This window comes from Pseudomonas sp. CNPSo 3701, assembly GCF_028674975.1.
Taxonomy (GTDB): domain Bacteria; phylum Pseudomonadota; class Gammaproteobacteria; order Pseudomonadales; family Pseudomonadaceae; genus Aquipseudomonas; species Aquipseudomonas straminea.
Genome location: NZ_JAQZSI010000003.1, coordinates 266,079 through 290,340, shown reverse-complemented (window position 1 = coordinate 290,340; position 24,262 = coordinate 266,079). Strand labels below are relative to the sequence as shown.

The following is a 24,262-nucleotide window of genomic DNA, read 5'->3' as shown; positions in this document are numbered from 1 at the left end:
CGGGCTGTACGCGACAGTGCGTACCTAAATGCGGGTTGCCGTCGGCACCTGTCGCCCTGCTCTGCCGCAGGGTTTCCCGGGTGCCGCGACCTGTCTATCTCCGAACCTGGCGGCTTTGGCAAAGTTCATAGTTTCCGAGGCGAGGCAACTGCGCCTCAGAACCTGCGCACGACCGTCAAGGCAACATTGAATAGGCTGCTACAAGGCAGAAGCGGCCGGTGAGAATGTAGGAGGAGCTTTAGCCCCGAGCTCCTTGCCCCCCAATAAAGCTCGGGGCTAAAGCCCCTCCTACAAGTTATGCGCTGAAGTCGAGCCGCAAGACCGTGAAAGGATCTCAGGGCGCCTCGGCGCCGAGCTTCCTCCACATGGCCTTGGTGATGCGTTGGCGCGTGGCATAACCGGCCCAAGGATCCTCATCGAGCTTGGCCAACCGCTGTTGCAGGTTGCCGATATGCCACTGTTTCGAGTCGCGCAATTGCCCCAGTTCTTCGCGGCGGATCGGCACCGATACCGGCAGGCCGGGCCGCGCGCGCACCGAATAGGCAGCCACGGTGCTGGCGCCGCGGCCGTTGCGCAGGTAATCCAGGTAAACCTTGCCGATGCGATTCTTCGGGCCCATACGGGCGCTGAAGCGATCCGGCAACTCGCTGGCCATGAACTGCGAAATCGCCTTGCCGAAAGCCTTCAGCGTGTCCCAGTCGACATGCCGGGCCAATGGCACCACGAGATGCATACCGGCACCGCCGCTGGTTTTCACGAAGGTTTCCAGGCCCAGTTCGTCGAGCACCGAGAGGCTCAGGCGCGTGGCCTCCAGCACGGCGCGCCAGGGCAGCGCCGGATCCGGGTCGAGGTCGAGGATCAGCCGGTCCGGCCGCTCGATGCTGGCGTAGGGGGCATTCCAGGTATGCAGCTCGATGGTGCCCATCTGCACGGCGCCGACCAGGGCCGGTACGCTGTCGATGGCCATCAGCCGGTCGTGACCGGGGTCGAGGTCGGCATCCAGATGACGGATATTGGGAATCGCCAAGCGCTCGGCATGCTTCTGGAAGAACTGCTCGCCGCCGACGCCGCCTGGCGCGCGCAACAGCGAGACCGGCCGGTTGCGTACGTCGGGCAGCAGCCAGTCGGCGATCTCGGCGTAAAAGCGTGCGAGCTGCGCCTTGCTGGTGCCGCTTTGGTCGTCGATGACACGCTCTGGATGACTGACCGACACCTCGCCGATCTGCTCACGCCCCTTGCGCGGCGAAACCTTGCCGGGCGCTTTGTTGACTGATGCGCCCTCTTCCACGGCCTTGGCTGACGCCGGCTGCTCTTCGACGATCTGCTCGGCCGGCTTGTCGCTGCGCTCGCCGACGAAGGCGCCCTGGCGCACCAGGCCCTCGCCGGTCCAGCCGGCGAAGGCCACCTCGACCACCAGTTGCGGCTCGATCCACTGCACGCCACGGCGCTGGGCCGCGCCTGGCTGCTTGTGCAGCGGCGAGTCATCCCGCGCCAGCGCTTTCATGCGCTTGTGCAGATTGGCGAGCAGCGCCTCGTTGAAGCCGGTGCCGACCCGCCCGGCGTAGCGCAGGCCCTTCGCCTCGTTGACCGCCAGCAGCAGCGCACCGAAACCCGAGCGGCTGCCCTGGGGCTTGGTGAAACCGACCACCACGAACTCCTGGCGCTGCCGGCACTTGAGCTTGATCCAGTCGGCGCTGCGCGAGGATCGATAGGGGCTGCCGGCACGCTTGCCGATCACCCCTTCCAGACCCAGGGCACAGGCGCTGCCCAGCACGCTCTGATGATCGACCTCGAAGGCCTCGGAGAAGCGCAGCGGGCCTTTGCGTTTAGGCAGCTTCTGCTGCAACGCTTCGCGGCGCTGCTCCACCGGCAATTCGCGCTGGTCGACGCCATCGAGCCAGGGCGCGTCGAACAGGAAATACAGGATGTCGCCACTGCGGGCGTCATCAAAGGCATTCTGCAGGGCCTGGAAATCCGGCATGCCCTGTTCGTCGAGCACCACCGCCTCACCATCCAGCCAGCTGTCGCCGAGCTCGAGCTTTTCCAGCGCCTTGGCCTGAGGCGCCATGCGCGCCGTCCAGTCATGGCCGTTGCGGCTGAACAGCGTCACCTCGCCAGCCTTGATGCGCGTCATGATCCGATAGCCGTCGTACTTGATTTCGTAGAGCCAGTCGCCGGCAGGTGGCGACTCGACCAGGGTGGCCAGCTCTGGCGACAGGCTGTCCGGCATGGCTACCTTGGCGGTTTTCTTGGGGCTCGGTTTGGCCGGTGGCTTGCTGCGCAATCGGGTTTTCTGTACCTGATTGGCGGCGGGCTTTTCCATGCCACCCACCAGTTCGCCGCTGATCACGCTGGCCGGCAGTTCGTTGACGATGTCGTACTCGGCTGCGGGCCGGGCCACGTCATCCTGCTCCTTGATCAACAGCCACTGCTGCTTGTCGCCACTGCCTTTCAAACGCGTACGCACCAGGGTCCAGGCACCGCTGAGCTTCTCGCCGATCAGGGTGAAATTGAGCTTGCCGGCTTCATACGCCGCCACGGGATCGCCCTCGGGCTGCCAGATTCCCTGATCCCAGACGATCACGTCGCCGGCGCCGTAGTTGCCCTCGGCAATGCTGCCCTCGAAGCTGGCGTAGGCCAGCGGGTGATCCTCGACATGTACGGCCAGGCGCTTTTGCTTAGGGTCCAAGCTCGGCCCCTTGGGCACGGCCCAGCTTTTCAGGGTGCCTTCCAGCTCCAGGCGAAAGTCGTAGTGCAGGTTTCGGGCATCGTGTTTCTGCACCACGAACGTCAATGCACCCGCCTTGGCCCGGCTGCGCCGCGCAGGTTCGCGGGGCTCGCTGGTGGAGTCGAAATTGCGCTTGCGGTTGTATGCACTGGTTGCCTTGGCCATGGCCGCTCACCTCACTTGGACGAGCGTTTGCGCGCCGGTTTGCTGGAATTGCCCTCGAGGCTGCGCTTGAGCAGATCGGTAAGGTCGATGACGTCGGCGCTCTTGCTCGGCGGCTTGCGCTCGCCACTTTCCACGTCTTCGATCTTGCCGGCTTTGGCCTTCTTCTCGACCAGTTTCATGATCTTGTCGCGGAAGGTGTCCTGATACTCGTCGGGCGACCACTCGACGCTCATGTCACGCACCAGGCGCTTGGCCATATCGCGCTCGCCCTTGCTGAGCTTGGCGCCGGTCACCGCCGCACTCAGCTCCAGGGTATCCAGGCCACGCACTTCATCGGGCCAGCGCAGCATCACCAGCAGCAGCGCATCGCCGTCGACCATCACTGCCGCCAGGTGCTGCTTGACGTGCAATACCACGTTGGCGAGCGCCACCTTGCCGGAGCTCTTGAGGGTCTGCTGCAGGAGCGCATAGACCTTTTCGCCGCGCTTGTCCGGCGCCAGGTAATAGGGGCGCTCGATGTTCTGCAGGGGAATGTTCTCGGCATCGAGAAAACCGAAGATGTCGATGGTCTGGGTGGACTCGGGGTGAGCAGCTCGAATCTCGTCTTCGCTGATGATCACGTAGCGGCCCTTCTCCACCTGCACGCCCTTGGCGATGTGCTCCTTGTCGACTTCCTTGCCGGTGGCCTTGTTGACCCGCTTGTAGCCGACCGGCTCCATGCTGCGCGCATCCAGCCAGTCGAAGTCGATGCCCTTGGATTCGGTGGCCGAAACCAGCGACACGGGAATGTGAACCAGCCCGAAACTGATCGCCCCTTTCCAGATTGCACGCGCCATGTGGCGATCTCCCGTAATGTTGGCCTTTACGGGTGACTGGCCGGTAAAAACAAAAGTTTCAGTGATCCGCCGGAGGGCCCGGCGGCAACGGCGCGGGCTCGCGCCGGGAGGGAATGGGGCTATAGCGCAACGCCGTCGCGGTAGATCACGTCGCCGTCGATAGTGATGTCGCGGATCTGGCGCAGCATGTTGTCGGCGGCGGTTTCCGCCTCGCTCTCGCACACCGAGCCCAGGGCTGGCACCCAAAGCAACTGCACGGCAGCGCCGGCGCATTTGGGTTGGTACTCGATCAGGCCAACGTAGTGTTGACCGTCCTTCATGGCGTCCGTCCAGGCAATGCATCCCTTGAAATTACGGAACATACCAGGCTCCCATTTTCACGAGGTACTCCATAAGAGCGCTGCCAGCTCGCAGACGTTCCCGTCATCTACGCGCACGCTTCTCCAGCCAGGCGATAAGGTGCGGCACGGTGTTGAAGATGAACAGCGCCATCAGCGTGGCCAGCACCGCCGTGGCCTCGCGCCCCATGCCCACTGTGATGCCGATGGCGGCGGTGAGCCAGATGCCAGCGGCGGTGGTCAAGCCCTTCACCTCGGTCATCGAGTCGCCCTTGATGATGGTGCCGGCACACAGAAAGCCGATACCGGCGACCAGGCCCTGGATGACCCGGCTCATGGCGTCGTGCTCGGCGCCCATCTGCGCCGGCACCAGCACGAACATCGCCGAGCCGATGGCCACCAGCATATGGGTGCGCACGCCGGCCGCCTTGCCGCTGGTTTCTCGCTCGAAGCCCAGCAAGCCGCCTAGCAGCGCCGCCAGCAGCAGCCGCAGGGTGACCTGGGTGAACTGCTCGGGGGTACTCAGATCGGAAAATTCGCTGGCCAGCGTGGCCAGTACCGCGTCCCAGAAACTCAAGTCTGTTGCTCCAGCCTGCTCGCTCAGGAAGTCCAGCGCTGCGCTCGCCCGCGCCTGTGCAATCGACCCGTGCCTCGACCAGAGGTTTGCCTTTTTTGCCAGCTTACCGCTGGGCGAAAAACCTGAACGCCATGCAACGCCGGTCTCTCTATTGTCCTGACAGGCGAGCACGCCGCCTCGCGTCCGAGGCGCACGACGAAAGGAGGTTCGGATGTCCAGAAATCATTACTTTCTCGTCAGCTACCGACTTGGCAAACAGAAGAAATCCACGGAGGTACAGGCCGCGGCCTCGGTGCTCACGCCCGAACAGGCCCGCTACCACATCGAATCGCTGCACAGCAGCGAGCTGCCCAGCGAGATCACCGATATCGAAGTGAAGCCGATGGGTGATGCGGCCGACCAGGAACCCGGCCAGCAGCGACAGACTTGAGCACGATCATGAGCAACCTCGGCCCCATCGAGAAAATCGCCCTCTACGGCGCACCGGATCGCGTCACCGACGCGTTGCAGGACGTGGCGCTGGAGCGCGGTCTGCAGGTCGTGGTGATCGTCGATGACCCGACCGATATCGCTGCACGCCCAGGTCTGGCGGCCAAAAGCGGCACGCCGTTTGACGCTGACAGCGTGGCGCGAAGCGTGGCCGGCACGGATGCGGTGATCATGGTGCTGAACAGCCGTTCGCTGCCTATCGGAGGGTTCGAACGCACCTACGACGCCATCATCGCCTTGCTCGAAGGGCTGCCGACGGCGCGAGTCGAACGCCTGATGCTGATCGGCGAGCATGCCTGGCTGGATCACGATGACGGCCTACCGACCGAGAAACTCGAACACCTGCAACACAGCCTGCACAAATCGCCACTGGCGTGGACGCTCGTCGATGCGCCCGTTAAAGAGCCAAATGCATTCATGACGCTGCAACACTATGCCTGCAGCGTGATAGACCAATACCTGCAGGGGACGAGCGTCAAACAGCGTTTGCACGTCGACTCTCGCCCGCAGGCCGAGGAGGCCCGATGAGTCCTGAAAGCTATATTCTGTTGATGATTTCCGGTTGGTTACTGGTATCGGCGGCCATGCTGTGGGGCATGTTGCGCCTGCTCAAACGTCATCAGCTCGAAGCCCAGCTGGCCGAAGAATTCCCCGCCCTGCCCGCCTCACCCAGCGATCCGGTATGGCGTCGCCAGCATGCACCGCGCCGCGCCAAACTGCGCGCCCGTGCCCAGCGTACCTATCAGCAGCATGCGCACGTGCTGATTAGCTAAGAATCAGTTGACGATTTTCAGGCAATGCTGAAGAGGCAGCTATAACGCAGAAGCGGACATCACTGATCCATTGTGGGAGCGGGCCATGCTCGCGAAAAATCACGGGCATGGCCCGTTCCCACAGGATAGGTGGACGCCCGCTCATGCCACTTTGCAGGCAAAGCGCTGGAGTCGGGCCGGACGATTGTGAAAAGCTTCTAATACCCAGCTGAAAGCCCCTGCACCTCGCGGTACAGGGGCTTTTTCACGTCAGGCTGGAATCGCCTTGGTCAGCGGCTCGCGGGCCCATATGCGGTGCTTGGCAATGGCCGCGGTGAACGGCTGAACCAACCCGCTACCCGCCTTCCCGGTGAGCAGCCCTTCGTCTTCCTTGAGGCGCAGCAGCTTGAGCAGGTCGGCCGATTCGCCGCACAGGCCGATAGCCTTGAGGTGCTTGTAGGCTTCGAGCAGGTAATGCAGTGCCACGCCGTCGCCTTCCAGGGCCTTGGCGAAGCTCGCGCCACCCGGCACCCATACCGCATCGAAGGCCACTGAAGGCAGGCCCTGCATGGAGTCGTTGGGCACCAGCTGCTTGCCGGCATCGCTCTTCACCGGCGCGGCGCTCGGCGCCAGCAACTTGAACTGTGCGCCCTCCTTGTCCAGTTCGGCGGTGAGGGCATCGACATCGGCCTGCTTGACGCCGTCGCCGATCAGGATCGCTACCTTGCGCGACTTGATGTTGCCCGGCAGCAGGTTCATCTGGCTGAGGGCCGGCGACGCCTTGAGGGAGATTTCCGGCACTTGCACGGTCGGCCCGCTCGGCGCGTCGACGCCGACGTTGGCTGCTACCTGCTTGGCCAGGTCCAGGTCGATGTTGGCGAGAATCTCGTGCACCTGGCGCTCACGGATGTACAGGCGCTCGACCTTGCCGAGTTCGAAGCTGTAGGCCGCGACGATGTGCGCTTTCTCGGCGTCGCTCATGCTGTTGAAGAACAGCCGCGCCTGGGAGAAGTGATCGCCGAACGACTCGGCGCGCTTGCGGATCTTCGGCCCGGACACTTCCTCGGGGTAGCTGACGTAGCCGCCGCCCTTCGGTGCCTCTGGGGTTTCCTTCGGCCAACCGCCATCGATGGAGTTCGGCTCGTAGGAAGCACGACCCTTGTTGATGGTCTGACGATGGAAGGAGTCGCGGTTGTTGTTGTGGAACGGGCAGACCGGACGGTTGATCGGAATCTCGTTGAAGTTGGGGCCACCCAGGCGCAGCAGCTGGGTGTCGGTGTAGGAGAACAGCCGGCCCTGCAGCAGCGGGTCGTTGGTGAAGTCGATACCGGGCACGATGTTGGCCATCTGGAAAGCCACCTGCTCGGTCTCGGCGAAGAAGTTGTCCGGGTTGCGGTTCAGCACCATTTTGCCGACCACGCGCACCGGCACCTGCTCTTCGGGCACCAGCTTGGTGGCATCGAGCAGGTCGAAGTCGAACTTGTGCTCGTCCTCCTCGGGAATCACCTGCAGGCCCAGTTCCCACTCCAGCGGGTCGCCGTTTTCGATGTCGTCCCACAGGGTACGACGATGGAAATCCGGATCCTTGCCGGCGAGCTTCTGCGCCTCGTCCCAGACCAGGGAGAACACGCCGGCCACCGGGCGCCAGTGGAATTTCACGAAATGCGCGCGGCCTTCGGCGTTGACCAGTCGATAGGTGTGCACGCCAAAGCCCTGCATGCCGCGAAAGCCCACCGGAATGGCGCGGTCGGACATGGTCCAGAGCACCATGTGGGCCGACTCAGGGGTTAGCGACACGAAGTCCCAGAAAGTGTCGTGGGCGGATGCGCCGGTGGGGATCTCATTGTGTGGCTCAGGCTTCACCGCATGCACGAAGTCGGGAAACTTGATGGCGTCCTGGATGAAGAACACCGGCATGTTGTTGCCGATCAGGTCGAAGTTGCCTTCGTCGGTATAGAACTTGGTGGCGAAACCGCGCACGTCGCGCACGGTGTCGGCCGAGCCGCGCGGGCCCTGCACGGTGGAGAAGCGCACAAACACCGGCGTCTTCTTGCTCGGGTCGGTGAGGAAATCCGCCTTGCTCAGCTCGCTCAGGTCTTCGTAGACCTGGAAATAGCCATGGGCTGCTGCGCCGCGGGCATGCACCACGCGCTCGGGGATACGCTCGTGATCGAAGTGGGTGAGCTTCTCGCGCAGGAACACGTCTTCGAGCAGCGATGGGCCGCGCTCGCCGGCGCGCAGGCTGTTCTGGTTGTCGGCGATGCGCGTGCCGTGGTCGTTGGTCAGGGCCTGGCCGGTGGCGTCTTCACGGAAACGTTCGAGTTGTTCGATCTTCTTGTTGCTGTTGCCGCGGTCGACGGTGTCGGTTCCCGCCAACTCGCTGGTACGGCCCTTGTCTTTGGACTTCATCAGTCATCTCTCCTCACATGGATATCGCCCGCCGAATCGATCGGGGGCAACAGCGTCCTCCGCGCTCAGGCAGGCACGGTATGGACGTATGGACGCCTCAGGAATGTGAGGCCATGTGGCTGGGGACGTTCGGGTTATTTGGCGAGGCGATGCCCTGCAACAGGACGGACGGCACTAAAGCCTGGCCTCGGCATGAAAAAAGCCCGGCATGCGCAAGGCATGCCGGGCTTGTCGTTATGGCGCAGCGATCAGCTGTCGATGCCGGACACGTTCCAGATTTCCTTGGCGTATTCGCGGATGGTGCGATCCGAGGAGAACCAGCCGGTGCGTGCGGTGTTGAGGACCGCCGCCTGCCACCAGCGATCCGGGGTGCGCCAGAGGATGTCGACCTTGCGCTGCGCTTCCCAGTAGGCCTGGAAGTCGGCGCAGACCAGGAAGCGGTCGTGGGCCAGCAGGCCGTCGATCAGCCCGGTGTAGCGGCCCGGATCGTCCGGCGAGAACACCCCGGAGCGGATCGCCTCCAGTGCACCGGCCAGGCGCTCGGAAGCCGCCACCTCGGCGCTCATGTTCAGGTCACGCCGCGAACGCGCGGCGACCTGCTGGGCGGTCATGCCGAAGATGAACATGTTCTCGCGGCCGATCTGCTCGGACATCTCCACGTTAGCGCCATCCAGGGTGCCGATGGTCAGCGCGCCGTTGAGGGCGAACTTCATGTTGCTGGTACCGGAGGCCTCCAGGCCGGCCGTGGAAATCTGCTCAGAGAGATCCGCTGCCGGGATGATCACCTCGGCCAAGCTGACATTGTAGTTGGGGATGAACACCACCTTGAGCAGTCCGCGCAGGGTCGGGTCGGCGTTGACGGTGCGGCTGATGTCGTTGGCCAGCTTGATGATCAGCTTGGCCTGGTGGTAGCTGGCTGCAGCCTTGCCGGCAAAGATCTTCACCCGCGGCGCCCAGTCGGTGGCCGGGTCGTTGCGCATCGCCTGGTACAGCGCCACGGTGTGCAGCAGGTTGAGCAGTTGGCGCTTGTATTCGTGGATGCGCTTGACCTGCACGTCGAAGATCGCCTGGGTGTCCAGGCTGATGCCCATGCGTTCGCGCACCAGTTCCGCCAGGGCCTTCTTGGCGTGCTGGCGCTGAGCGGCGAACTGCTTGCGGAACGACGATTTGGCAGCGAACGGTTCGAGCGAGCGCAGGGTGGTTTCCGGCGTGTCGAGCACGCCCTCGCCCAGCGCGCCGACCAGCAGCTCGGTCAGCTGCGGGTTGGCCTGGAACAACCAGCGGCGGAAGGTCACGCCGTTGGTCTTGTTATTGATGCGCTCCGGGTACAGACGATGGAAGTCGCTGAACACGCTCTTGCGCATCAGGTTGGTGTGCAGCGCCGACACGCCGTTGATGCTATGCGAACCCAGGAATGCCAGGTTACCCATGCGCACGCGGCGACCATGGTCCTCGTCGATCAGCGAGATGGAGCGCAGCAGGTCGAAATCGTGGATGTCCTTCGCGCGCAGCGAATCGATGTGGTACGCGTTGATCAGGTAGATGATCTGCATGTGCCGCGGCAGAAGGCGCTCCATCAGCGATACCGGCCAGGACTCCAGCGCCTCAGGCAGCAGGGTGTGGTTGGTATAGGACAGGGTCGCGGTAGTCAGCTTCCAGGCCTCGAACCACTCCAGGCGGTACACGTCGACCAGCAGGCGCATCAGCTCGGCCACGGCGATAGCCGGGTGAGTATCGTTGAGCTGGATGGCGACGCGGTCGGGCAGCGAATGAATGTCGAGGTTCAGCTCCAGGTGCCGGGCGATCAGGTCCTGCAGCGAGGCGGACACGAAGAAGAATTCCTGGCGCAGGCGCAACTCCTGGCCGGCTTCGGTGCTGTCGGCCGGATAGAGCACGCGGGAGATACTCTCGGCCTTGACCACATCGGCCACCGCGCCGAAGTGATCGCCGGCGTTGAAGCGTTCCAGTTGCAGATCTTCCTCGGCACGGGCCCGCCACAGGCGCAGGGTGTTGACGCTGGAATGGCGCCAGCCGACCACCGGGGTGTCGTAGGCAATGGCGCGCACCTGCTCGTTGGGATGCCACTCGTGGCGCGAGATATCGCCGGAGTCGGCCAGGTTCACCACGCTGCCGCCGAAGCCGACGCTGTAGCTGACTTCCGGGCGCTCGAACTCCCAGGGGTTGCCGAAATCCAGCCAGGTTTCGGTGTGCTCCTGCTGCCAACCGTCGACCACCACCTGGCGGAACAGGCCGTGCTCATAGCGAATGCCATAACCGTGGGCGGCGATGTTCAGGGTCGCCATGCTTTCCATGAAGCAGGCGGCCAGGCGGCCCAGGCCACCGTTGCCGAGGGCGGCATCGGGCTCCAGGTTACGAATCTGCTCGAAGTCCACATCCAGCTGCGCCAGCGCTTCGCGGGCGGTATCCAGCAGGCCGAGGTTGCTGAGGTTGTCGACCAACAGGCGACCGATCAGGAACTCCAGCGAGAGGTAGTAGACGCGCTTCTGCTCCTGACGATCTACCTGCAGGGAAGCATCTTCCCAGTGATCGATCAGATGGTCGCGAGCGGCCAGGGCGACAGCTTCGAACCAGTCGTGGGCGAAGGCGTTACCTGGATCCTTGCCCACCGAATACCTGAGCTTGGCCAGGATCAGTTGTTTGAAAGTATCGACGGTGTCTGTTGCTTTCACTGTTTCCTCGGCCATGCGGGTTCGCTCCCTGAATCAGTTGTAGACGTGGCCGTTATGACCCTCTTCGGCGCCGCGGCTGGCGGCGAACAACATGGAGTCGGCGGTCGGCGCGTTCTTCAGACCTTCATAGGTGATGCCGCCGGCGCGGGCCTGCAGAAAGGCCTTCTTGGCTTCCCAGAGCGAATCTTCGCGGATGCCGTCGAGCAGATCATGGCCGGTCAGGGTCAGGCCGTTGGCGATGGAGACCGGCGCGCCGTTCCACGGATGGTGCTGGGAGCACTCGATCAGGTTGGCCTGGCACATCAGATGAATATGGTAGCTGACCGATTCGGCAGTGTGCTCGCCGACTTGCTGCGGGTAAAAGTGGTGTCCGGTTTCCAGTGCTTCGATCTGCAGCAGCAGTTCACGGATCAGTTCCCAATCACGTTTCATCAAGGATCTCCTCAAATAAGGTTCAGCGGCTGGCGGGCGCATGCCAGAGCGCACCCGGCCCCAAAAGCACTTAGCAATGAGTCCGGTACCCAGAGAAGAGTTCCATTGCTCTGCCCAAATGCCGACGACCACTCATCCAGCGCCCTGAACCCGACGCTATGCCGGCCTGCCACACAGGTATCGACCCCGCTTTGGAGGAGACCGAGATGCCACGTGGAAGCAAAGACAAGTACACCGCGGCCCAGAAGCGCAAGGCAGCGGCCATCGAATCCAGTTACGAGGAGCGCGGCATTCCCGAAGATGAAGCCCGCGCGCGGGCCTGGGCGACCGTCAACAAGCAGTCCGGCGGCGGCGAGCGCGCAGGCGGCTCGGGGCGCCAGACCAGCGCAGGGAAGAAGGCCAACGCCCGCCAGGGTTCCGCCCGTCAAGCAGCCGCTAGCCGACGCGGCGAGGTGCATCCCAACCGCCCCCTGGACGAACAGAACAAGCAGGAACTGCTGCATGTGGCCCGCGCCCGACAGATCAGCGGTCGCTCGACCATGCGCAAAGCCGAATTGCTCAGCGCCCTGAAGAAGGCCTCTTGATAGGAGCCCCCCATGCCTGCACATGACAACAAACGCAGCGCGACCAACCTGGCGCCCATGGAGCGGGTGATTTCCATCGCTGGCGGCGCACTGCTGATTCGCAAGGGCCTGGCCATCGGCGGCCTGTTCGGGCTGACCGATATCGCCGCCGGCGCCTTGGGAATCTTCCGCGGCGTGACCGGTATCTGCCCGGCCAAACGGCGCATGGCGGCGCGTGGCAAGGCCACTACGCTCAAGCGCCTGCCGCCGCCGCAGCGCCTGTTGGGCCAGTAATCGACTAGCGGTAGGAGCAGATCATCGCCAGAAACTGGTTTTCGGTGCTGGTGCCGTGGGGTGCAGCTTCATCCCACAGCAGCAGTTCGCCGTTGTAATAGGCGAAGTACAGCGCACCGTCCTGATCGTCGCGGCTGGCGAAGCCGCACACCGCCAGGTCGTCCCCGGCTGGATTGGCCGCCGTTCCGAACAGCGAGTCGAATTCGACGCCGTCGGCATCGATAGCCGTGAACAGGCTGGCCTTGGCCGCTTCAATATCGGCATCACTCGGCGTCACCTGCACCCGGGTCGGGTTGATCTTGCCGCTCACTGGCGCCTGCAACGCCGGCGGTTTGCCCGGCGTACTGCAGCCGGCCAATAGCAACAGCACGGCGAAACTCGCCATCACGCTCTTCATGTATTGACTCCCTGATCAGACTGATCGATGCCGCACGAGCGGTGCGGCATTGTATGCCAGATAAGCTCCGACAAGATGACCAGAGCCCGTTGCAGACCGCTCACTGGCGCCATGCGCTGCGGCTTTGGCTGGCATCGACCGGACCGGCGCGCTAAATTGCGCCCTTGCCTGCCCTCATTCCGGAGCTTCCATGACCACCGACGACACCTGCGCCGATCTGCTGCTCGACAACCAGGTGTGCTTCGCCCTGCATTCGACCTCGCTGATGATGACCAAGGTCTACAAGCCGCTGCTCAAGAAGCTCGGCCTGACCTATCCGCAGTACCTGGCGATGTTGGTGTTGTGGGAAGGCGACGGCATCACCGTGAGCGATATCAGCGCACGCCTGCTCACCGACCCGGGCTCACTGACCCCTCTACTCAAGCGCCTGGAAGCCGAGGGTCTGATCGACCGCAAGCGCAGCAGCGCCGACGAGCGCGTGGTGCATCTGCACCTCACCGACAAGGGCCGCGCCCTGCACGCCGAGGCCCGGCAGATTCCCGGCTGCATCCTCGATGCCAGCGCCCAGACCGCAGAGCGCTTGGCCAGCCTCACCGCGGAACTGACCGCCCTGCGCAAGCAATTGCAGGACAGCCTCTGAGCACAGGGGTGCAATAGACAGGTAGTAGCGCGGGTCTACACTGAGCATCGTCGAGACGATTCAGGTTCGCCACTCTAGCGATTTCTCGAAAATACCTTGCGCGCAAAGTAAATCACGACTAGAGTTCGCCTCGAGCAGTTAAATTGCGCACCAACAAACACCGCACAAATTAAATACGAGGATTTCACCATGTCTATCGAAACCGTTGCCTACCGCGCCTACGCTGAAGCCACAGGTGGCCGTGAAGGCCGTGCCATTTCCTCCGACGGCGTGCTCGACGTCGCGCTGACCACACCGAAGGAGCTGGGCGGCGCTGGCGGCCAGGGCACCAACCCCGAGCAGCTGTTCGCTGCCGGCTACTCGGCCTGCTTCTTGGGCGCGATCAAGTTCGTCGCGGCTCGTGACAAGCACAAGGTTTCGCCGGACAGCTGGATCGAAGGCATCGTCGGCATCGGCGCGGTGCCCACCGGCTTCGCCATCGAAGTGGAATTGAAGATCACCCTGCCGGGCCTGGATCGTGAAGAGGCCAAGGCGCTGATCGACAAGGCGCACATCGTCTGCCCGTACTCCAACGCTACCCGCGGCAACATCGACGTGACCCTGACGCTGGTCGAATAAGCGCCCGCCGCACCGACGCGAACGCCCCGGCATGGACCGGGGCGTTCGCGTTTCTGGCCTCAGGCGGCGCGGCTTTTCAGGTGCTGGATCGCCCCGCTCTTCCATGCGCTGTTGATTACTTCCTGCAGCAGCGGCTGGGCGAAGTAGCGCTCGAGGTCGGTACTGCTGCGCCAGCGGCTGTGCAATTGCCAGCGCTGGCGATCACGTTGTAGTTCAAACGCCAGGCAACCGTCCAGACGGCGTGTCGGCTCCAGCAGATCACGCAGGTAGCCACCCAGTTCCTCACAACGACCAGGAGCGGCTTCGAGCACGGTGATGTGGGTTTGCAGGGTCATGTTTTTCTCCCTAGATCCAGTTGGCGATGCCACGGCGGATCCGCCGTGGCATCTGCCCTGTCAGTGGATGCTTGCCGTCGGGCGCACCACCAGTTCGCTGACGTCGACGTCCGCCGGTTGCTCGATGGCATAGGCCACGGCCCTGGCGATGGCCGACGGGCTGATGGCCACCTTGCGAAATTCGCGCATGGCGTCGCGGGCGCCTTCATCGGAGATGCTGTCGGCCAGTTCCGATTCCACCACGCCGGGCGACACCAGGGTGACGCGGATGTCGCCACCGACCTCCTGACGCAGGCCGTCGCTGATTGCCCGCACCGCGTACTTGGTGGCGCAGTACACCGCCGCGGTCGGCGAGACCCGGTAGGCGCCGATCGACGCCACGTTGATGATCTGCCCGCTACGCTGGGCCTGCATGACCGGCAAGGCTGCAGCGATGCCGTGCAGCACGCCGCGGATGTTGACGTCGATCATGCGGTTCCACTCGTCCAGCTTGAGCGCCTCGATCATCGACAGCGGCATCACCCCGGCATTGTTGAGCAGTACGTCGACGCGGCCGTACTCGGCCATGGCGGCATCGACGAAGGCCTGGACGTCGGCTGCATCGGTTACGTCCAGACGACGGGCGATGGCCTGACAGCCGGCAGCGCAAATCTCCTCCACCAATTGCTCGAGGCGCTCGACCCGGCGGGCGCCGAGCACGACCCGCGCGCCCCTCTCGGCCAGCAAGCGCGCACAACCTTCACCAATGCCACTGCTGGCGCCAGTGATGAGTACGACTTTTTCTTGGATATTGTTCATGGTGCGATCCTCTGGTCAGTGCGGCAAACCGTGCCGCGATGGATCCAGAGTAGGAGCCGAGGCCCCTTTCACGTTAGCCGGATACTGGAACATTCTTGCCTGATCGTGCGGACCTGCATGAAGAATCTGCCAGAGGCGGCCCATTGTGGGGCATGCAGAGCAGGTGATTGCCTAATACTGCGCGACGCTTGCCCAATACTCCGGAGATCGATGGCCGCGCAGGACGTCTGGGCAATTCCCGGATAGGCTTCGCACAAATTCGCGAGTGAGTTCATGATGCAAACAGACCAGCCTGATGACCTGGCCCTTCGCCAACGCGAACTGGCCCACCTGATTCAGCAGAACACCCCGACCGAGGGCATGCACGATACCCTCATCGACGGCCTGGGGCTGGCCTACACCACGGCGCCCAGTCTGCCCATGCCGACGCTGTACCGGCCGTGCCTGTGCATCATCGCCCAGGGCCGCAAGGAAATTCGCCTGGGTGCCGAGCAGTATTACTACGACCCACTCAATTACCTGGTGGCCTCGGTCACCCTGCCGGTCACCGGCCAGGTGATCGAAGCGACCCCCGAGCAGCCCTACCTGAGCGTGCGCCTGGACATCGACCCGGCGGTGATCAGCGAGCTGCTCTCCGCCGCCGGGCCGATCGGCCTGCCGGCGCCCGGCCCGAGCCGCGCGCTGTTCGTCGATCGGCTGGACGCGTCGATGCTCGATGCGGTGATTCGCCTCCTGCGTCTGCTCGACACGCCCCGCGACGCTGGCATGCTGGCGCCGCTGGCGCTGCGCGAGATTTTCTATCGACTGCTGCGCAGCCCCCAGGGCCAGCGCCTGCGCGAAATCGTCATGGCCGACAGCCAGAGCCATCGTATCGCTCGCGCCATCGAGTGGATCAACCGCCATTACGACAAGCCGCTGCGCATCGAAGAACTGGCCCGCGAGGTCAACCTCAGCGCCTCCACCCTGCACCACCGCTTCAAGGCCGTCACCGCCCTGAGCCCGTTGCAGTACCAGAAGCAGCTGCGCCTGCAGGAGGCACGCCGGCTGATGTTCAGCGAAGGCCTGGAAGCGGCCTCGGGAAGCAGCCGTTCGCGTAACCCGTAGGAGGGGCCGGGCGGCGATCCGCTTCAGCCCCGAGCTTTTTATCAAGGCAAACAAAGAGCTCGGGGCTGAAGCCACTCCTACAAGTACTCCGTTCACCGGCTGCTACCGCCGCTTTGCAGCCCCCGTCGATGAATCCGAACGCAGCGACGAAGCCGTCTCTCAGAAACGCTGAGTGACGGTCGCCGTCACTGTACGTTCCTCGCCCAGATAGCACGCTACAGCCGAGTAGCAGGACGCCACGTAGTACTCGTCGGTGAGGTTGTTGGCAGTGAGCTGCAGCGACGTTCCCTTCAAGCCAACCTGGCTCAGGTCATAACCCACCGACGCATCGAACAGCGTGTAGGACGGCACGTTGAAATCGTTCAGCTCGCTGCCCTCGCTGTGGCCGACATAGCGCGCACCGGCACCGACGGTCAGCCCGGCCAATGCGCCATCGCTGAAGCGGTAGTCGGCCCACAGGCTGGCCATGCGCTCGGGCGTCTGCGGCGGCGTATTGCCCTTGGCGTCCACCACGGCGGCACCATCGTTGACGAAGTAGGATTTGCTGTAGGAAACGTCCGCGTAGGTGTAGCTGGCGATCAGTTGCAGGTTGTCGACCGGCTTGAAGCGCGCCTCCAGCTCGACGCCACGTGACCGGATGCCGCCCACGCCCTTGTAGAAGCTGTCGGTGACCAGGCTGTTTTCCTTGGCGTACAGGTTCTCCATTTCCAGGTTGAAGAACGACAGGGTGTACAGATCGTCCGTCCCCGGCGGCTGAAACTTGAGGCCGGCTTCCCACTGCTCGCCGGTGGTCGGGTCGAGGATCTGCGCACCGCTGGAGTAATTGGAGGTCGGGTTGAACGAGGTCGAATAACTGACATAGGGCGAGAGGCCGTTATCGAATGCGTAGAGCACGCCGACGTGGCCGCTGAGCTTCTCCCCCTGGTTATCGTCCTTGCCGCTGATCTCGTCATCGATGGATACGTCATACCAATCCTGGCGCAAGCCGAAGGACAGGTTCCAGTTGTCGATCTCGACCAGGTCCTGCAGGTACAGGCCGGTCTGTTTCTGCCGCCGCAGGGCATCGTTGATCGAACGCAGGGCAGTCAGGTCACCGTAATCCTGTACCGGGTCGAACACGTCGATGGGTGCGCCTGCGGTATCGCTCTGGGCGGCGATCTTGTTCTTCGAGTACTGATAATCCAGGCCCAGCACCAGGGTGTGCTGGGCTGCGCCGGTGGCGAAATCGGCCTGCAGCATGTTGTCGACGATCCAGGCGTGCAGCTGCTCCTGGCCGCCACTGTAGCCGCGGCGCAGCTGGTTGCCACTGACGTAACCGGAACCCCAGACCTGACTGTTCGACACCCGGGCATCCAGATAGCGGAAGTTCTGCCGCGCGCTCCAGGTGTCGTTGAAGCGATGCTCGAGTTCATAACCGAGCATCTGCTGGGTGCGGGTGAACTCGTCGAGCGCCGGGTCGCCCTCGAAGAAGCTGCTCGAGATACGCCGCCCACCACGTTTGTGCACGGTACCGGAGGCCGGCAGACTGCCGTGATAGCCGCCGTTGGGGTCGTCCTGCAGGTAGGCGTAGAGCGTCATGAAGGTGTCGTCACTGAGGTTCAGCGCCAGGCTGGGCATCAGCGCATAGCGCGTCTCGGTGACGTGATCGGCCTGGGCATCGGCGTCCTTGGCCAGGCCGACCACCCGGTAGGCGACGCTCTCGTTCAAGGGCCCGGTGACGTCGAAGCCCAGGGACTTGCGGGCGTTGTTGCCATAGGACAGGTCCACCCGGCCGGACTGGGTGAACTCCGGTCGCTTGGTGCTGATGGCCGCCAGGCCGCCCGGGTTGCTGCGCCCGTAGAGCACCGAAGACGGCCCCTTGAGAATGTCGATGCGCTCGATGAAGTACGGGTCGATCTGCAGGCTGCTGTAGGAACCCGGATCCCCCATGGACTTGAGGCCATCGATGGTGATGTTGTCCACCGAGCCGTCGTTGATGCCGCGAATCGCCAGGTAATCGTAACGGTGGGTGTTGCCATAGGGATTGGTCAGCACGCCCGGGCTGTAGCGCATGGCATCGGCGGCAGTGAGCGCGCCCTGGCGCTCGATCTGCTCGCGGGTGACCACCGATACACTCTGCGCGGTTTGTGCCAGCGCCTTGCTGGTCTTGGTCGACACGCTGCTGTGGGTGGCGTTGTAGCCGTCCATGCTGCCCAGCGCATTACCCAGCGCGAAGGCGCGCACATCGGTGCTCTCCAGCTCCAGCGAAGCGCTGCCGGTTGGCGCCGCGGCTTCCAGGGAGTAGCCGCCGCTACCATCGGCGACGACCTGCAGGCCGCTGCCCTGCAGCAGCCGCGCGAAGCCCTCGTCGACACCTGCCTCGCCCTGCAGGCCCAGGCTCTGCTTGCCGGCAGTCAGCCGCGCATCGACCGACAGCAGCACGCCCGCCTCCGCCGCGAAACGGCTCAGCGCCGCCGACAGCGGCCCAGCCGGAATCTGGTAGCTGCGCGTCACCTGCTGATGGCTGCCGGCATCGATGGCCTGGGCCTGCACGAACAGCGGCGAACAGGCCGCCAGGGCCAAGGTAGCCAGGCGGATCGAACGGCGCAGAGCAAGGGGCGAAAAGCAGAGCGGTGACGACATGCAGCAGTCCTCGAGACATCGCCCGCGCAGGGTGCGCAAGGGCCGGATGTACTGAGGCCAGGCGAGATCGAAAAAGGGGAACCGCATTCGCAAAAATAATTTCACCGGCAGGCCATCAGCCGTTCAGCGGCTCTACCGTCACCCACCAGGGCAACCGCCGATTGACGCGGATCGGCAGGCTGCCGGCCAGGGCGTCGAGAATGCGCCCGGTGTCGCCCAGCGGATAGGCGCCGACCAGGCGCAGATCGGCCACCCGCGGGTCGCAGCCCAGGTAACCGGGCACGTAGTCGGCCAGTTCGGCAATGAAATCGTCCAGGCGCCGGTCATTGGCCAGCAACACGCCGCGGCTCCAGGCCTGGCGCGCCGGGTCCGCGGGCTCGCTGGCAGAAATGTCGCTGGCGCTGAAGCGCACCTGCTGGCCGGCCTGCAACACCTGGGCGGCGCGTGCGGGCGACGGGTCGATACGCACGGCCCCGGCGAACACGCTGAGCTGGGTGAAACCCTCGCCTTCGCGCACGCTGAACCGGGTGCCGAGAGCCTGCAGCCGCCCGTGCCGGGTATCGAGCAGCAGCGGGCGCGGGTCCTTAGCGGTGTCGAGCAGCACCTCGCCCTGCAGCAGTCGCAACAAGCGGGTCGAGGCGCTGTAATCGATGTCCACGGCGGTGCGACTACCCAGCCAGAGGTGGCTGCCATCGGCCAAGCGCAGATCCCGGATTTCCCCGGTGCCGGTACGCTCGCTGGCCAGCCAGGTGCGCCAGGGCCGGCCCTGCCCGGCAGCCGCCAACCACCCTGCGCCGCCCAGCACGGCGAACAGCCCGAGTACTTGCCGCCGGCTGCGTGCGGGGCTGCGCAAGGCTTGAGCCGCGGCGCGCCGGCGGGTGTCGGCAGGCAGCCTGGCGAACTGGCTGCTGATCGCTTCGACCCGCTGCCAAGCCGCCGCATGTTCGGGCCGAGCCGCCAGCCATTGCTGCCAGGCACGCTGCTGCTGGGCGCTGACTGGCGGATCGGCCAGCACCGCGAACCACTCGGCAGCCTGCTGCAAGGCAGCGTGATCAGGCGCCACGGCTCAACCCTCGGCCAACAGCAGGCACTGCAGCATGGCCTGGGCCATGTACTTCTTGACCATGCGCTCGGACACCTGCAGGCGCGTGGCGATGGCGGCGTAGGTCAGCCCGTCGAGCTGGGAAAGCAGGAACGCCTCGCGCACCTTGGCAGGCAGGCGCAGCAACATGGCATCGATGGCCAACAGGGTTTCGATGATCAGCTCGGTGGTTTCCGGCGACGGTGCGTGCGGTTCCGGCTGCATCGCCAGAGCTTCGAGGTAGGCGCGCTCGATCGCCTGGCGACGCCAGTGGTTGACCAGCAGCGAATGGGCGATGGTCGACAGATAAGCCCGCGGCTCACGCAGCGAGGGCACCTCGCGGTGCTTGGCGAGCAGGCGCACGAAGGTGTCCTGGGCCAGATCCGCGGCGTTTTCCGCGCAGCCCATGCGCTTGCGCAGCCAGCCGTTCAGCCAGCCGCTGTGCTCGAGATACAGCTGCTGCAAGGACTGCTGGGGGGAAGCGAACGACATCGAGCACACCATCACCGTGCGAAGATAACGCAAGAATGGTAATGCTTCTCAGAAACAAATTACAGATATTCTTAACTCAGCCAGAGGGCGCCCTGCTATCAATCAGAGGTTGATTGGCCGGCGCCCTGCCAGAGCGTGAGCCAGCGTGCCGCCATCGACCAGCTCCAGCTCGCCACCCAGCGGCATGCCGTGGGCGATGCGCGAGGCGACCATGCCTTTGCCGGCCAGCAGTTGAGCGATGTAATGCGCAGTCGCTTCGCCCTCCACCGTCGGGTTGGTGGCCAGGATCACTTCACTGAACTGACCTGCCTCGATGCGCGCCAGCAGCTCGGGAATGCCGATGGCCTCCGGGCCCAAGCCGTCGAGAGGTGACAGGTGGCCCTTGAGCACGAAGTAACGCCCGCGAAAGCCGGTGTGCTCGACGGCATACACGTCCATCGGGCCTTCCACTACGCACAGCAGGCTGTCGTCGCGGCGCGGGTCTTCACAGATCTGGCACAGCTCGCTCTCGCTGAGGCTGCGGCACGACTTGCAATAACCCACGCCCTCCATCGCCTGGCTCAACGCCTGGGCCAGCCGCTGAGCACCATTGCGGTCGCGCTCGAGCAGTTGCAGCGCCATGCGCTGGGCGGTCTTCTGGCCGACGCCGGGCAGGATGCGCAGCGATTCGATCAGTTGGCGGATCAGGGGGCTGAAGCTCATGGTGCAGTGCTCGAGGAGGGTAAGGCGTGAAGATTTAACAGGCCGTAGGATGGGTGAAACCCATCGACGATTGATGGGTTTCACCCATCCTACGCGGCCCGACGCATCCTACAGGGCGGGCCATACCCATATCACGGGCATGGCCCGCTCCCACATGGAAGCGGCCTTAGAACGGCATTTTGAAGCCGGGCGGCAACTGCATGCCCGCCGTCATGCCGGACATCTTGTCCTGGCTGTTGGCTTCGATCTTGCGCACGGCGTCATTGACGGCGGCGGCGATCAGGTCTTCGAGGATTTCCTTGTCTTCCTGCATCAGGCTGTCGTCGAGGCTGACGCGCTTGACGTCGTGGCGACCGGTCATCACCACGCTGACCAGGCCGGCGCCGGACTGGCCGGTGACCTCGGCGTTGGCCAACTCTTCCTGCATCTTCTGCATCTTTTCCTGCATCTGCTGCGCCTGCTTCATCAGGCCGGCCATGCCACCTTTCATCATGATGTTGTCCTCGGTAGTCAGGGATTAACGACGTTATCGACGGGTTCGATACTGCCCGCACGCACGGAGGCGGCGAACTGGGAAATCATTTGCTGCACCAGCGGATCGTTCTGGATCGACGCCTCGGCTTCACGCTGACGATTGGCGCGCTTGCGGGCGGCGGCCTGGGCCGGGGTTTCCTGCTCGGGCTTGATCAGTTCGATGCTCAGCTGCATCTCGCGGCCATGATAGGCGTTGAGGGCATCGTTCAGGCGGCGCTGCTGGGTCGCGTTGAACAGTGCACTGTGGCCGGGGTCCAGGTGCAAGAGCCACTTGTCGCCTTCGGCGGCGATCAGCGTGCAGTTGGCGGCGATGCTGCCGGTCATGCCGCTCAGGCCGAGCTTGGGGAAGATCTCCAGCCATTCGGCGGCCAGGCCCGTGGCGGGCATCGCGGCGGGTTCCGGCTCTGGCTCGGCCTGGGGCTGATCATCGCCGAGCGCATCGGCGAAATCGTAATCCAGGTTGTCGACGTCCATCGCCACGTAGTCGTAGTCGCCGGGTGGTGGCTCATCATCGCTGTCCGGCGGGTTGAGGTCGCTGGTGTCGATCACCGGCACTTCGGCCAGCTCCGGAACGGGCAGCTCAGCGGCAGGTTCGGGCTGCGGCTCGGCTACGGCGGCAGGCTGTCGCGTCGCGGGCGCTGCGACTATTGGCTCCGGGGACTGCGCAGGAGCTTGTACAGGTGCTGGCGCTTCGCTGACCGGCGCAACGGGTGACATAGGCTCGACTGCGGCCGGCATCTCTTCCCACGGCGGCGTGACAGCCGGTGTAGCAGCAACAGGTGCAGCGACCGCGTGCGCGGCGACAGCTGGCGCCGGTTGCGCAGCGGGCGGCTCAACAGCGGGCGGCGCCGGCTGGCTGGGCACTGCTGGCTCGCTCGGCGCGGCAGGTGCCTGCGGTGCAGCGCTGGCAACGGCTGGCGACGCAGCAGGCGCTGCGTCGGCCACCGGGGTTACCTGGGGATCAACCTTGGCCTGGCTGATCCCCAGTGGCTTTAGCGCCACCTTCGGGGCATCGCCCTCGCCCGCCGGTCTGAATGCCAGCATACGCAACAGCACCATCTCGAAACCGCTGCGCGGATCCGGCGCCAAGGGCAGGTCGCGACGGCCGATCAGGCCCATCTGGTAATAGAACTGTACGTCTTCGGCGGGCAGGGCCTGGGCCAGGCCCAGCACGCGCTCGCGGTCACCCTGGCCGTTGTCCACCGCATCGGGCAGCGCCTGGGCAATGGCCACACGGTGCAGCACGTTGAGCATCTCGGCCAGCACGCCGCTCCAGTCCGGGCCCTGCTCGGCGAGCTGGCGCACCGCTTCGATCAGGCCGCGGGCATCGCCTTCGATCAGCGCATGCAGCACGCCGTACACCTGACCGTGGTCGAGGGTGCCGAGCATGGAGCGCACATCGGCCGCCAGTACCTTGCCCTCGCCAAAGGCGATGGCCTGGTCGGTGAGGCTCATGGCATCGCGCATCGAACCGTCGGCGGCGCGGCCGAGCAGCCAAAGGGCATCGTCCTCGAAAGGAATGTTCTCGGCGCCGAGTACGTGGCTCAGGTGCTCGACCACGCGCTCGGGCGGCATGTTCTTCAAGGAGAACTGCAGGCAGCGCGACAGCACGGTGACCGGCAGCTTCTGCGGGTCGGTGGTGGCAAGCAGGAACTTGACGTGGGGTGGCGGCTCCTCGAGCGTCTTGAGCAACGCGTTGAAGGAGCTGGTGGACAGCATGTGCACTTCGTCGATCAGGTAGACCTTGAAGCGCCCACGGCTGGGCGAGTACTGCACGTTGTCGAGCAGCTCGCGGGTGTCTTCCACCTTGGTGCGGCTGGCGGCGTCCACTTCGATGAGGTCGACGAAACGCCCCTCGTCGATCTCCCGGCACACCGAACAGGTGCCGCAGGGCGTGGAGCTGATACCGGTTTCACAGTTCAGGCACTTGGCGATGATCCGCGCGATGGTGGTCTTGCCGACCCCGCGGGTGCCGGTGAACAGATAGGCATGGTGCAGACGCTGGCTGTCGAGTGCGTTGATCAGCGCTTTCAGCACATGGGTCTGCCCGACCATCTCGCGAAACGACCGCGGGCGCCATTTGCGTGCAAGAACCTGATAACTCATTGAAAACCGTCGCCAGAGGAAAGCAAAAGAGCGCTAATGCTAGCTCAAGTCGGCCTATCAGTGCGACGCCGATCAGCGCACAGAAAAAGATCAAATCAGGGCTGGCTATTTTTTATACAGCCGCGTATAGTCCGCCCCGTTCGTACCACGCTGCAAGTCATCCGGCCCCTGGGCCTTTCTGATGGTTTCCTGGCAATCGGCATCCAATCGATGCACGCATCTCTGCCATGACCCCCTCCGCTGACTGATCTGGCCGTCTCGCTCATGCGCTGACCTCGCCAGTCTTCCGAAGTACAGACCCGCTACAGCAAGCCGCTAGAGAACCCTCTGCATTGCCATTGTCGCGTTGAAACCAGGCTCGTCGAAATGCTCGTTTACAGCTCGTGAACGGCGCTTTCTCGCCTGTCTTCGCCTCGCAGTGACAGCCTCGCCCAGGTTCCCAAATGGCCCGCTGGTTCACCCTAGATAGGTTGAACTTAAAAGCGCGCAGCTCGCTCCGATAACCAATCCCGTTGGCATGAGCCAATGACCGGAGCCCTATTTTTATGGCGCGATCATGC

24 protein-coding genes are annotated in these 24,262 nt (G+C 64.2%); 8 read left to right on the top strand and 16 right to left on the bottom strand.

What is annotated here, in order from left to right; all coding sequences use genetic code 11:
* Nucleotides 1-334: 334 nt before the first annotated feature.
* The 4 genes from ligD to PVA39_RS10560 form a co-directional block, all read right to left on the bottom strand.
* Nucleotides 335-2,893 (bottom strand): DNA ligase D, encoded by a 2,559-nt coding sequence (gene ligD, locus PVA39_RS10575; protein WP_274124023.1) that lies wholly within the window; start codon nucleotides 2,891-2,893, stop codon nucleotides 335-337.
* 11 nt (nucleotides 2,894-2,904) lie between these two features.
* Nucleotides 2,905-3,729, bottom strand: coding sequence for a non-homologous end joining protein Ku (gene ku, locus PVA39_RS10570; RefSeq protein ID WP_274124022.1), 825 nt, complete (start codon nucleotides 3,727-3,729; stop codon nucleotides 2,905-2,907).
* Nucleotides 3,730-3,848: 119 nt separating this feature from the next.
* A complete protein-coding gene (locus tag PVA39_RS10565; protein ID WP_013791909.1) occupies nucleotides 3,849-4,091 on the bottom strand; it encodes a hypothetical protein in 243 nt (80 codons plus the stop codon).
* A 61-nt stretch (nucleotides 4,092-4,152) separates the two neighbouring features.
* On the bottom strand, nucleotides 4,153-4,644 hold the full coding sequence (locus PVA39_RS10560; protein ID WP_274124021.1) for an MgtC/SapB family protein: 492 nt from the start codon (nucleotides 4,642-4,644) through the stop codon (nucleotides 4,153-4,155).
* 211 nt (nucleotides 4,645-4,855) lie between these two features.
* Here PVA39_RS10560 and PVA39_RS10555 point away from each other — a divergent pair, with 211 nt between their 5' ends.
* Genes PVA39_RS10555 through PVA39_RS10545 form a run of 3 tightly spaced genes read left to right on the top strand, consistent with a single transcriptional unit; the run spans nucleotide 4,856 to nucleotide 5,906 of the window.
* Nucleotides 4,856-5,074 carry a hypothetical protein gene (locus PVA39_RS10555; RefSeq protein ID WP_093501623.1) on the top strand — a complete coding sequence of 73 codons (219 nt, stop codon included), beginning with the start codon at nucleotides 4,856-4,858 and terminating at the stop codon, nucleotides 5,072-5,074.
* 8 nt (nucleotides 5,075-5,082) lie between these two features.
* Nucleotides 5,083-5,661, top strand: coding sequence for an NAD(P)H-binding protein (locus PVA39_RS10550; protein WP_274124020.1), 579 nt, complete (start codon nucleotides 5,083-5,085; stop codon nucleotides 5,659-5,661).
* Nucleotides 5,658-5,906, top strand: a complete 249-nt coding sequence (locus PVA39_RS10545; RefSeq protein ID WP_274124019.1) for a hypothetical protein — start codon at nucleotides 5,658-5,660, stop codon at nucleotides 5,904-5,906. Before PVA39_RS10550 ends, PVA39_RS10545 begins: the two co-directional genes overlap by 4 nt.
* Nucleotides 5,907-6,155: 249 nt before the next feature.
* Here the strand turns inward: PVA39_RS10545 and katE are convergent, their stop codons facing one another.
* The 3 genes from katE to PVA39_RS10530 form a co-directional block, all read right to left on the bottom strand.
* Nucleotides 6,156-8,294 carry a catalase HPII gene (gene katE, locus PVA39_RS10540; RefSeq protein ID WP_274124018.1) on the bottom strand — a complete coding sequence of 713 codons (2,139 nt, stop codon included), beginning with the start codon at nucleotides 8,292-8,294 and terminating at the stop codon, nucleotides 6,156-6,158.
* Nucleotides 8,295-8,542: 248 nt separating this feature from the next.
* Nucleotides 8,543-10,999 (bottom strand): glycogen/starch/alpha-glucan phosphorylase, encoded by a 2,457-nt coding sequence (locus PVA39_RS10535; protein WP_093501631.1) that lies wholly within the window; start codon nucleotides 10,997-10,999, stop codon nucleotides 8,543-8,545.
* Nucleotides 11,000-11,017: 18 nt separating this feature from the next.
* Entirely contained in the window at nucleotides 11,018-11,416 is a 399-nt protein-coding gene (locus tag PVA39_RS10530) for a DUF2513 domain-containing protein (protein WP_167363100.1), read from the bottom strand.
* A 206-nt stretch (nucleotides 11,417-11,622) separates the two neighbouring features.
* Here PVA39_RS10530 and PVA39_RS10525 point away from each other — a divergent pair, with 206 nt between their 5' ends.
* Complete coding sequence (locus PVA39_RS10525; RefSeq protein WP_274124017.1) at nucleotides 11,623-12,000, top strand: termination factor Rho; 378 nt, start codon at nucleotides 11,623-11,625, stop codon at nucleotides 11,998-12,000.
* Nucleotides 12,001-12,012: 12 nt separating this feature from the next.
* On the top strand, nucleotides 12,013-12,273 hold the full coding sequence (locus PVA39_RS10520) for a YgaP family membrane protein (protein ID WP_274124016.1): 261 nt from the start codon (nucleotides 12,013-12,015) through the stop codon (nucleotides 12,271-12,273).
* A 4-nt stretch (nucleotides 12,274-12,277) separates the two neighbouring features.
* Here the strand turns inward: PVA39_RS10520 and PVA39_RS10515 are convergent, their stop codons facing one another.
* On the bottom strand, nucleotides 12,278-12,670 hold the full coding sequence (locus tag PVA39_RS10515; protein WP_274124015.1) for a hypothetical protein: 393 nt from the start codon (nucleotides 12,668-12,670) through the stop codon (nucleotides 12,278-12,280).
* A gap of 190 nt (nucleotides 12,671-12,860) precedes the next feature.
* On the opposite strand from PVA39_RS10515, the gene PVA39_RS10510 reads away from it, so the two are divergent.
* Nucleotides 12,861-13,310, top strand: coding sequence for a MarR family winged helix-turn-helix transcriptional regulator (locus tag PVA39_RS10510; protein ID WP_274124014.1), 450 nt, complete (start codon nucleotides 12,861-12,863; stop codon nucleotides 13,308-13,310).
* A 189-nt stretch (nucleotides 13,311-13,499) separates the two neighbouring features.
* Nucleotides 13,500-13,928 (top strand): organic hydroperoxide resistance protein, encoded by a 429-nt coding sequence (locus PVA39_RS10505; RefSeq protein ID WP_013791921.1) that lies wholly within the window; start codon nucleotides 13,500-13,502, stop codon nucleotides 13,926-13,928.
* Between the two features lie 59 nt (nucleotides 13,929-13,987).
* On the opposite strand, the gene PVA39_RS10500 is transcribed toward PVA39_RS10505, so the two are convergent.
* Together PVA39_RS10500 and PVA39_RS10495 are read right to left on the bottom strand one after the other, a co-directional pair.
* Nucleotides 13,988-14,263 (bottom strand): putative quinol monooxygenase, encoded by a 276-nt coding sequence (locus tag PVA39_RS10500; protein ID WP_093501643.1) that lies wholly within the window; start codon nucleotides 14,261-14,263, stop codon nucleotides 13,988-13,990.
* A gap of 60 nt (nucleotides 14,264-14,323) precedes the next feature.
* The gene (locus tag PVA39_RS10495; RefSeq protein ID WP_274124013.1) at nucleotides 14,324-15,061 is read right to left on the bottom strand and encodes an SDR family oxidoreductase; all 738 of its coding nucleotides are present in this window, start codon (nucleotides 15,059-15,061) and stop codon (nucleotides 14,324-14,326) included.
* 276 nt (nucleotides 15,062-15,337) lie between these two features.
* On the opposite strand from PVA39_RS10495, the gene PVA39_RS10490 reads away from it, so the two are divergent.
* A complete protein-coding gene (locus PVA39_RS10490; protein ID WP_337993285.1) occupies nucleotides 15,338-16,165 on the top strand; it encodes an AraC family transcriptional regulator in 828 nt (275 codons plus the stop codon).
* Nucleotides 16,166-16,324: 159 nt separating this feature from the next.
* On the opposite strand, the gene PVA39_RS10485 is transcribed toward PVA39_RS10490, so the two are convergent.
* The 6 genes from PVA39_RS10485 to dnaX form a co-directional block, all read right to left on the bottom strand.
* Nucleotides 16,325-18,787, bottom strand: a complete 2,463-nt coding sequence (locus PVA39_RS10485; protein WP_274124011.1) for a TonB-dependent siderophore receptor — start codon at nucleotides 18,785-18,787, stop codon at nucleotides 16,325-16,327.
* 115 nt (nucleotides 18,788-18,902) lie between these two features.
* Nucleotides 18,903-19,850, bottom strand: a complete 948-nt coding sequence (locus tag PVA39_RS10480; protein WP_274124010.1) for a FecR domain-containing protein — start codon at nucleotides 19,848-19,850, stop codon at nucleotides 18,903-18,905.
* Nucleotides 19,851-19,853: 3 nt separating this feature from the next.
* Entirely contained in the window at nucleotides 19,854-20,360 is a 507-nt protein-coding gene (locus tag PVA39_RS10475) for a sigma-70 family RNA polymerase sigma factor (RefSeq protein WP_274124009.1), read from the bottom strand.
* 102 nt (nucleotides 20,361-20,462) lie between these two features.
* The gene (gene recR, locus PVA39_RS10470; RefSeq protein ID WP_027906360.1) at nucleotides 20,463-21,062 is read right to left on the bottom strand and encodes a recombination mediator RecR; all 600 of its coding nucleotides are present in this window, start codon (nucleotides 21,060-21,062) and stop codon (nucleotides 20,463-20,465) included.
* A gap of 166 nt (nucleotides 21,063-21,228) precedes the next feature.
* On the bottom strand, nucleotides 21,229-21,555 hold the full coding sequence (locus tag PVA39_RS10465; protein ID WP_013791929.1) for a YbaB/EbfC family nucleoid-associated protein: 327 nt from the start codon (nucleotides 21,553-21,555) through the stop codon (nucleotides 21,229-21,231).
* Between the two features lie 17 nt (nucleotides 21,556-21,572).
* Entirely contained in the window at nucleotides 21,573-23,702 is a 2,130-nt protein-coding gene (gene dnaX / locus PVA39_RS10460) for a DNA polymerase III subunit gamma/tau (protein ID WP_274124008.1), read from the bottom strand.
* Nucleotides 23,703-24,262 lie beyond the last annotated feature (560 nt).

Excerpts from the sequence above, each read along its gene's own strand:
- PVA39_RS10475 (WP_274124009.1), bottom strand. The coding sequence starts at position 20,360 with ATGTCGTTCGCTTCCCCCCAGCAGTCCTTGCAGCAGCTGTATCTCGAG.
- PVA39_RS10485 (WP_274124011.1), bottom strand. The coding sequence starts at position 18,787 with ATGTCGTCACCGCTCTGCTTTTCGCCCCTTGCTCTGCGCCGTTCGATC.
- PVA39_RS10510 (WP_274124014.1), top strand. The coding sequence starts at position 12,861 with ATGACCACCGACGACACCTGCGCCGATCTGCTGCTCGACAACCAGGTG.
- PVA39_RS10505 (WP_013791921.1), top strand. The coding sequence starts at position 13,500 with ATGTCTATCGAAACCGTTGCCTACCGCGCCTACGCTGAAGCCACAGGT.
- PVA39_RS10550 (WP_274124020.1), top strand. The coding sequence starts at position 5,083 with ATGAGCAACCTCGGCCCCATCGAGAAAATCGCCCTCTACGGCGCACCG.
- dnaX (WP_274124008.1), bottom strand. The coding sequence starts at position 23,702 with ATGAGTTATCAGGTTCTTGCACGCAAATGGCGCCCGCGGTCGTTTCGC.
- PVA39_RS10525 (WP_274124017.1), top strand. The coding sequence starts at position 11,623 with ATGCCACGTGGAAGCAAAGACAAGTACACCGCGGCCCAGAAGCGCAAG.
- PVA39_RS10495 (WP_274124013.1), bottom strand. The coding sequence starts at position 15,061 with ATGAACAATATCCAAGAAAAAGTCGTACTCATCACTGGCGCCAGCAGT.
- PVA39_RS10490 (WP_337993285.1), top strand. The coding sequence starts at position 15,338 with ATGCAAACAGACCAGCCTGATGACCTGGCCCTTCGCCAACGCGAACTG.
- PVA39_RS10545 (WP_274124019.1), top strand. The coding sequence starts at position 5,658 with ATGAGTCCTGAAAGCTATATTCTGTTGATGATTTCCGGTTGGTTACTG.
- ligD (WP_274124023.1), bottom strand. The coding sequence starts at position 2,893 with ATGGCCAAGGCAACCAGTGCATACAACCGCAAGCGCAATTTCGACTCC.
- ku (WP_274124022.1), bottom strand. The coding sequence starts at position 3,729 with ATGGCGCGTGCAATCTGGAAAGGGGCGATCAGTTTCGGGCTGGTTCAC.
- PVA39_RS10520 (WP_274124016.1), top strand. The coding sequence starts at position 12,013 with ATGCCTGCACATGACAACAAACGCAGCGCGACCAACCTGGCGCCCATG.
- PVA39_RS10565 (WP_013791909.1), bottom strand. The coding sequence starts at position 4,091 with ATGTTCCGTAATTTCAAGGGATGCATTGCCTGGACGGACGCCATGAAG.
- PVA39_RS10555 (WP_093501623.1), top strand. The coding sequence starts at position 4,856 with ATGTCCAGAAATCATTACTTTCTCGTCAGCTACCGACTTGGCAAACAG.
- PVA39_RS10515 (WP_274124015.1), bottom strand. The coding sequence starts at position 12,670 with ATGAAGAGCGTGATGGCGAGTTTCGCCGTGCTGTTGCTATTGGCCGGC.
- PVA39_RS10530 (WP_167363100.1), bottom strand. The coding sequence starts at position 11,416 with ATGAAACGTGATTGGGAACTGATCCGTGAACTGCTGCTGCAGATCGAA.
- katE (WP_274124018.1), bottom strand. The coding sequence starts at position 8,294 with ATGAAGTCCAAAGACAAGGGCCGTACCAGCGAGTTGGCGGGAACCGAC.
- PVA39_RS10465 (WP_013791929.1), bottom strand. The coding sequence starts at position 21,555 with ATGATGAAAGGTGGCATGGCCGGCCTGATGAAGCAGGCGCAGCAGATG.
- PVA39_RS10500 (WP_093501643.1), bottom strand. The coding sequence starts at position 14,263 with ATGACCCTGCAAACCCACATCACCGTGCTCGAAGCCGCTCCTGGTCGT.
- PVA39_RS10535 (WP_093501631.1), bottom strand. The coding sequence starts at position 10,999 with ATGGCCGAGGAAACAGTGAAAGCAACAGACACCGTCGATACTTTCAAA.
- recR (WP_027906360.1), bottom strand. The coding sequence starts at position 21,062 with ATGAGCTTCAGCCCCCTGATCCGCCAACTGATCGAATCGCTGCGCATC.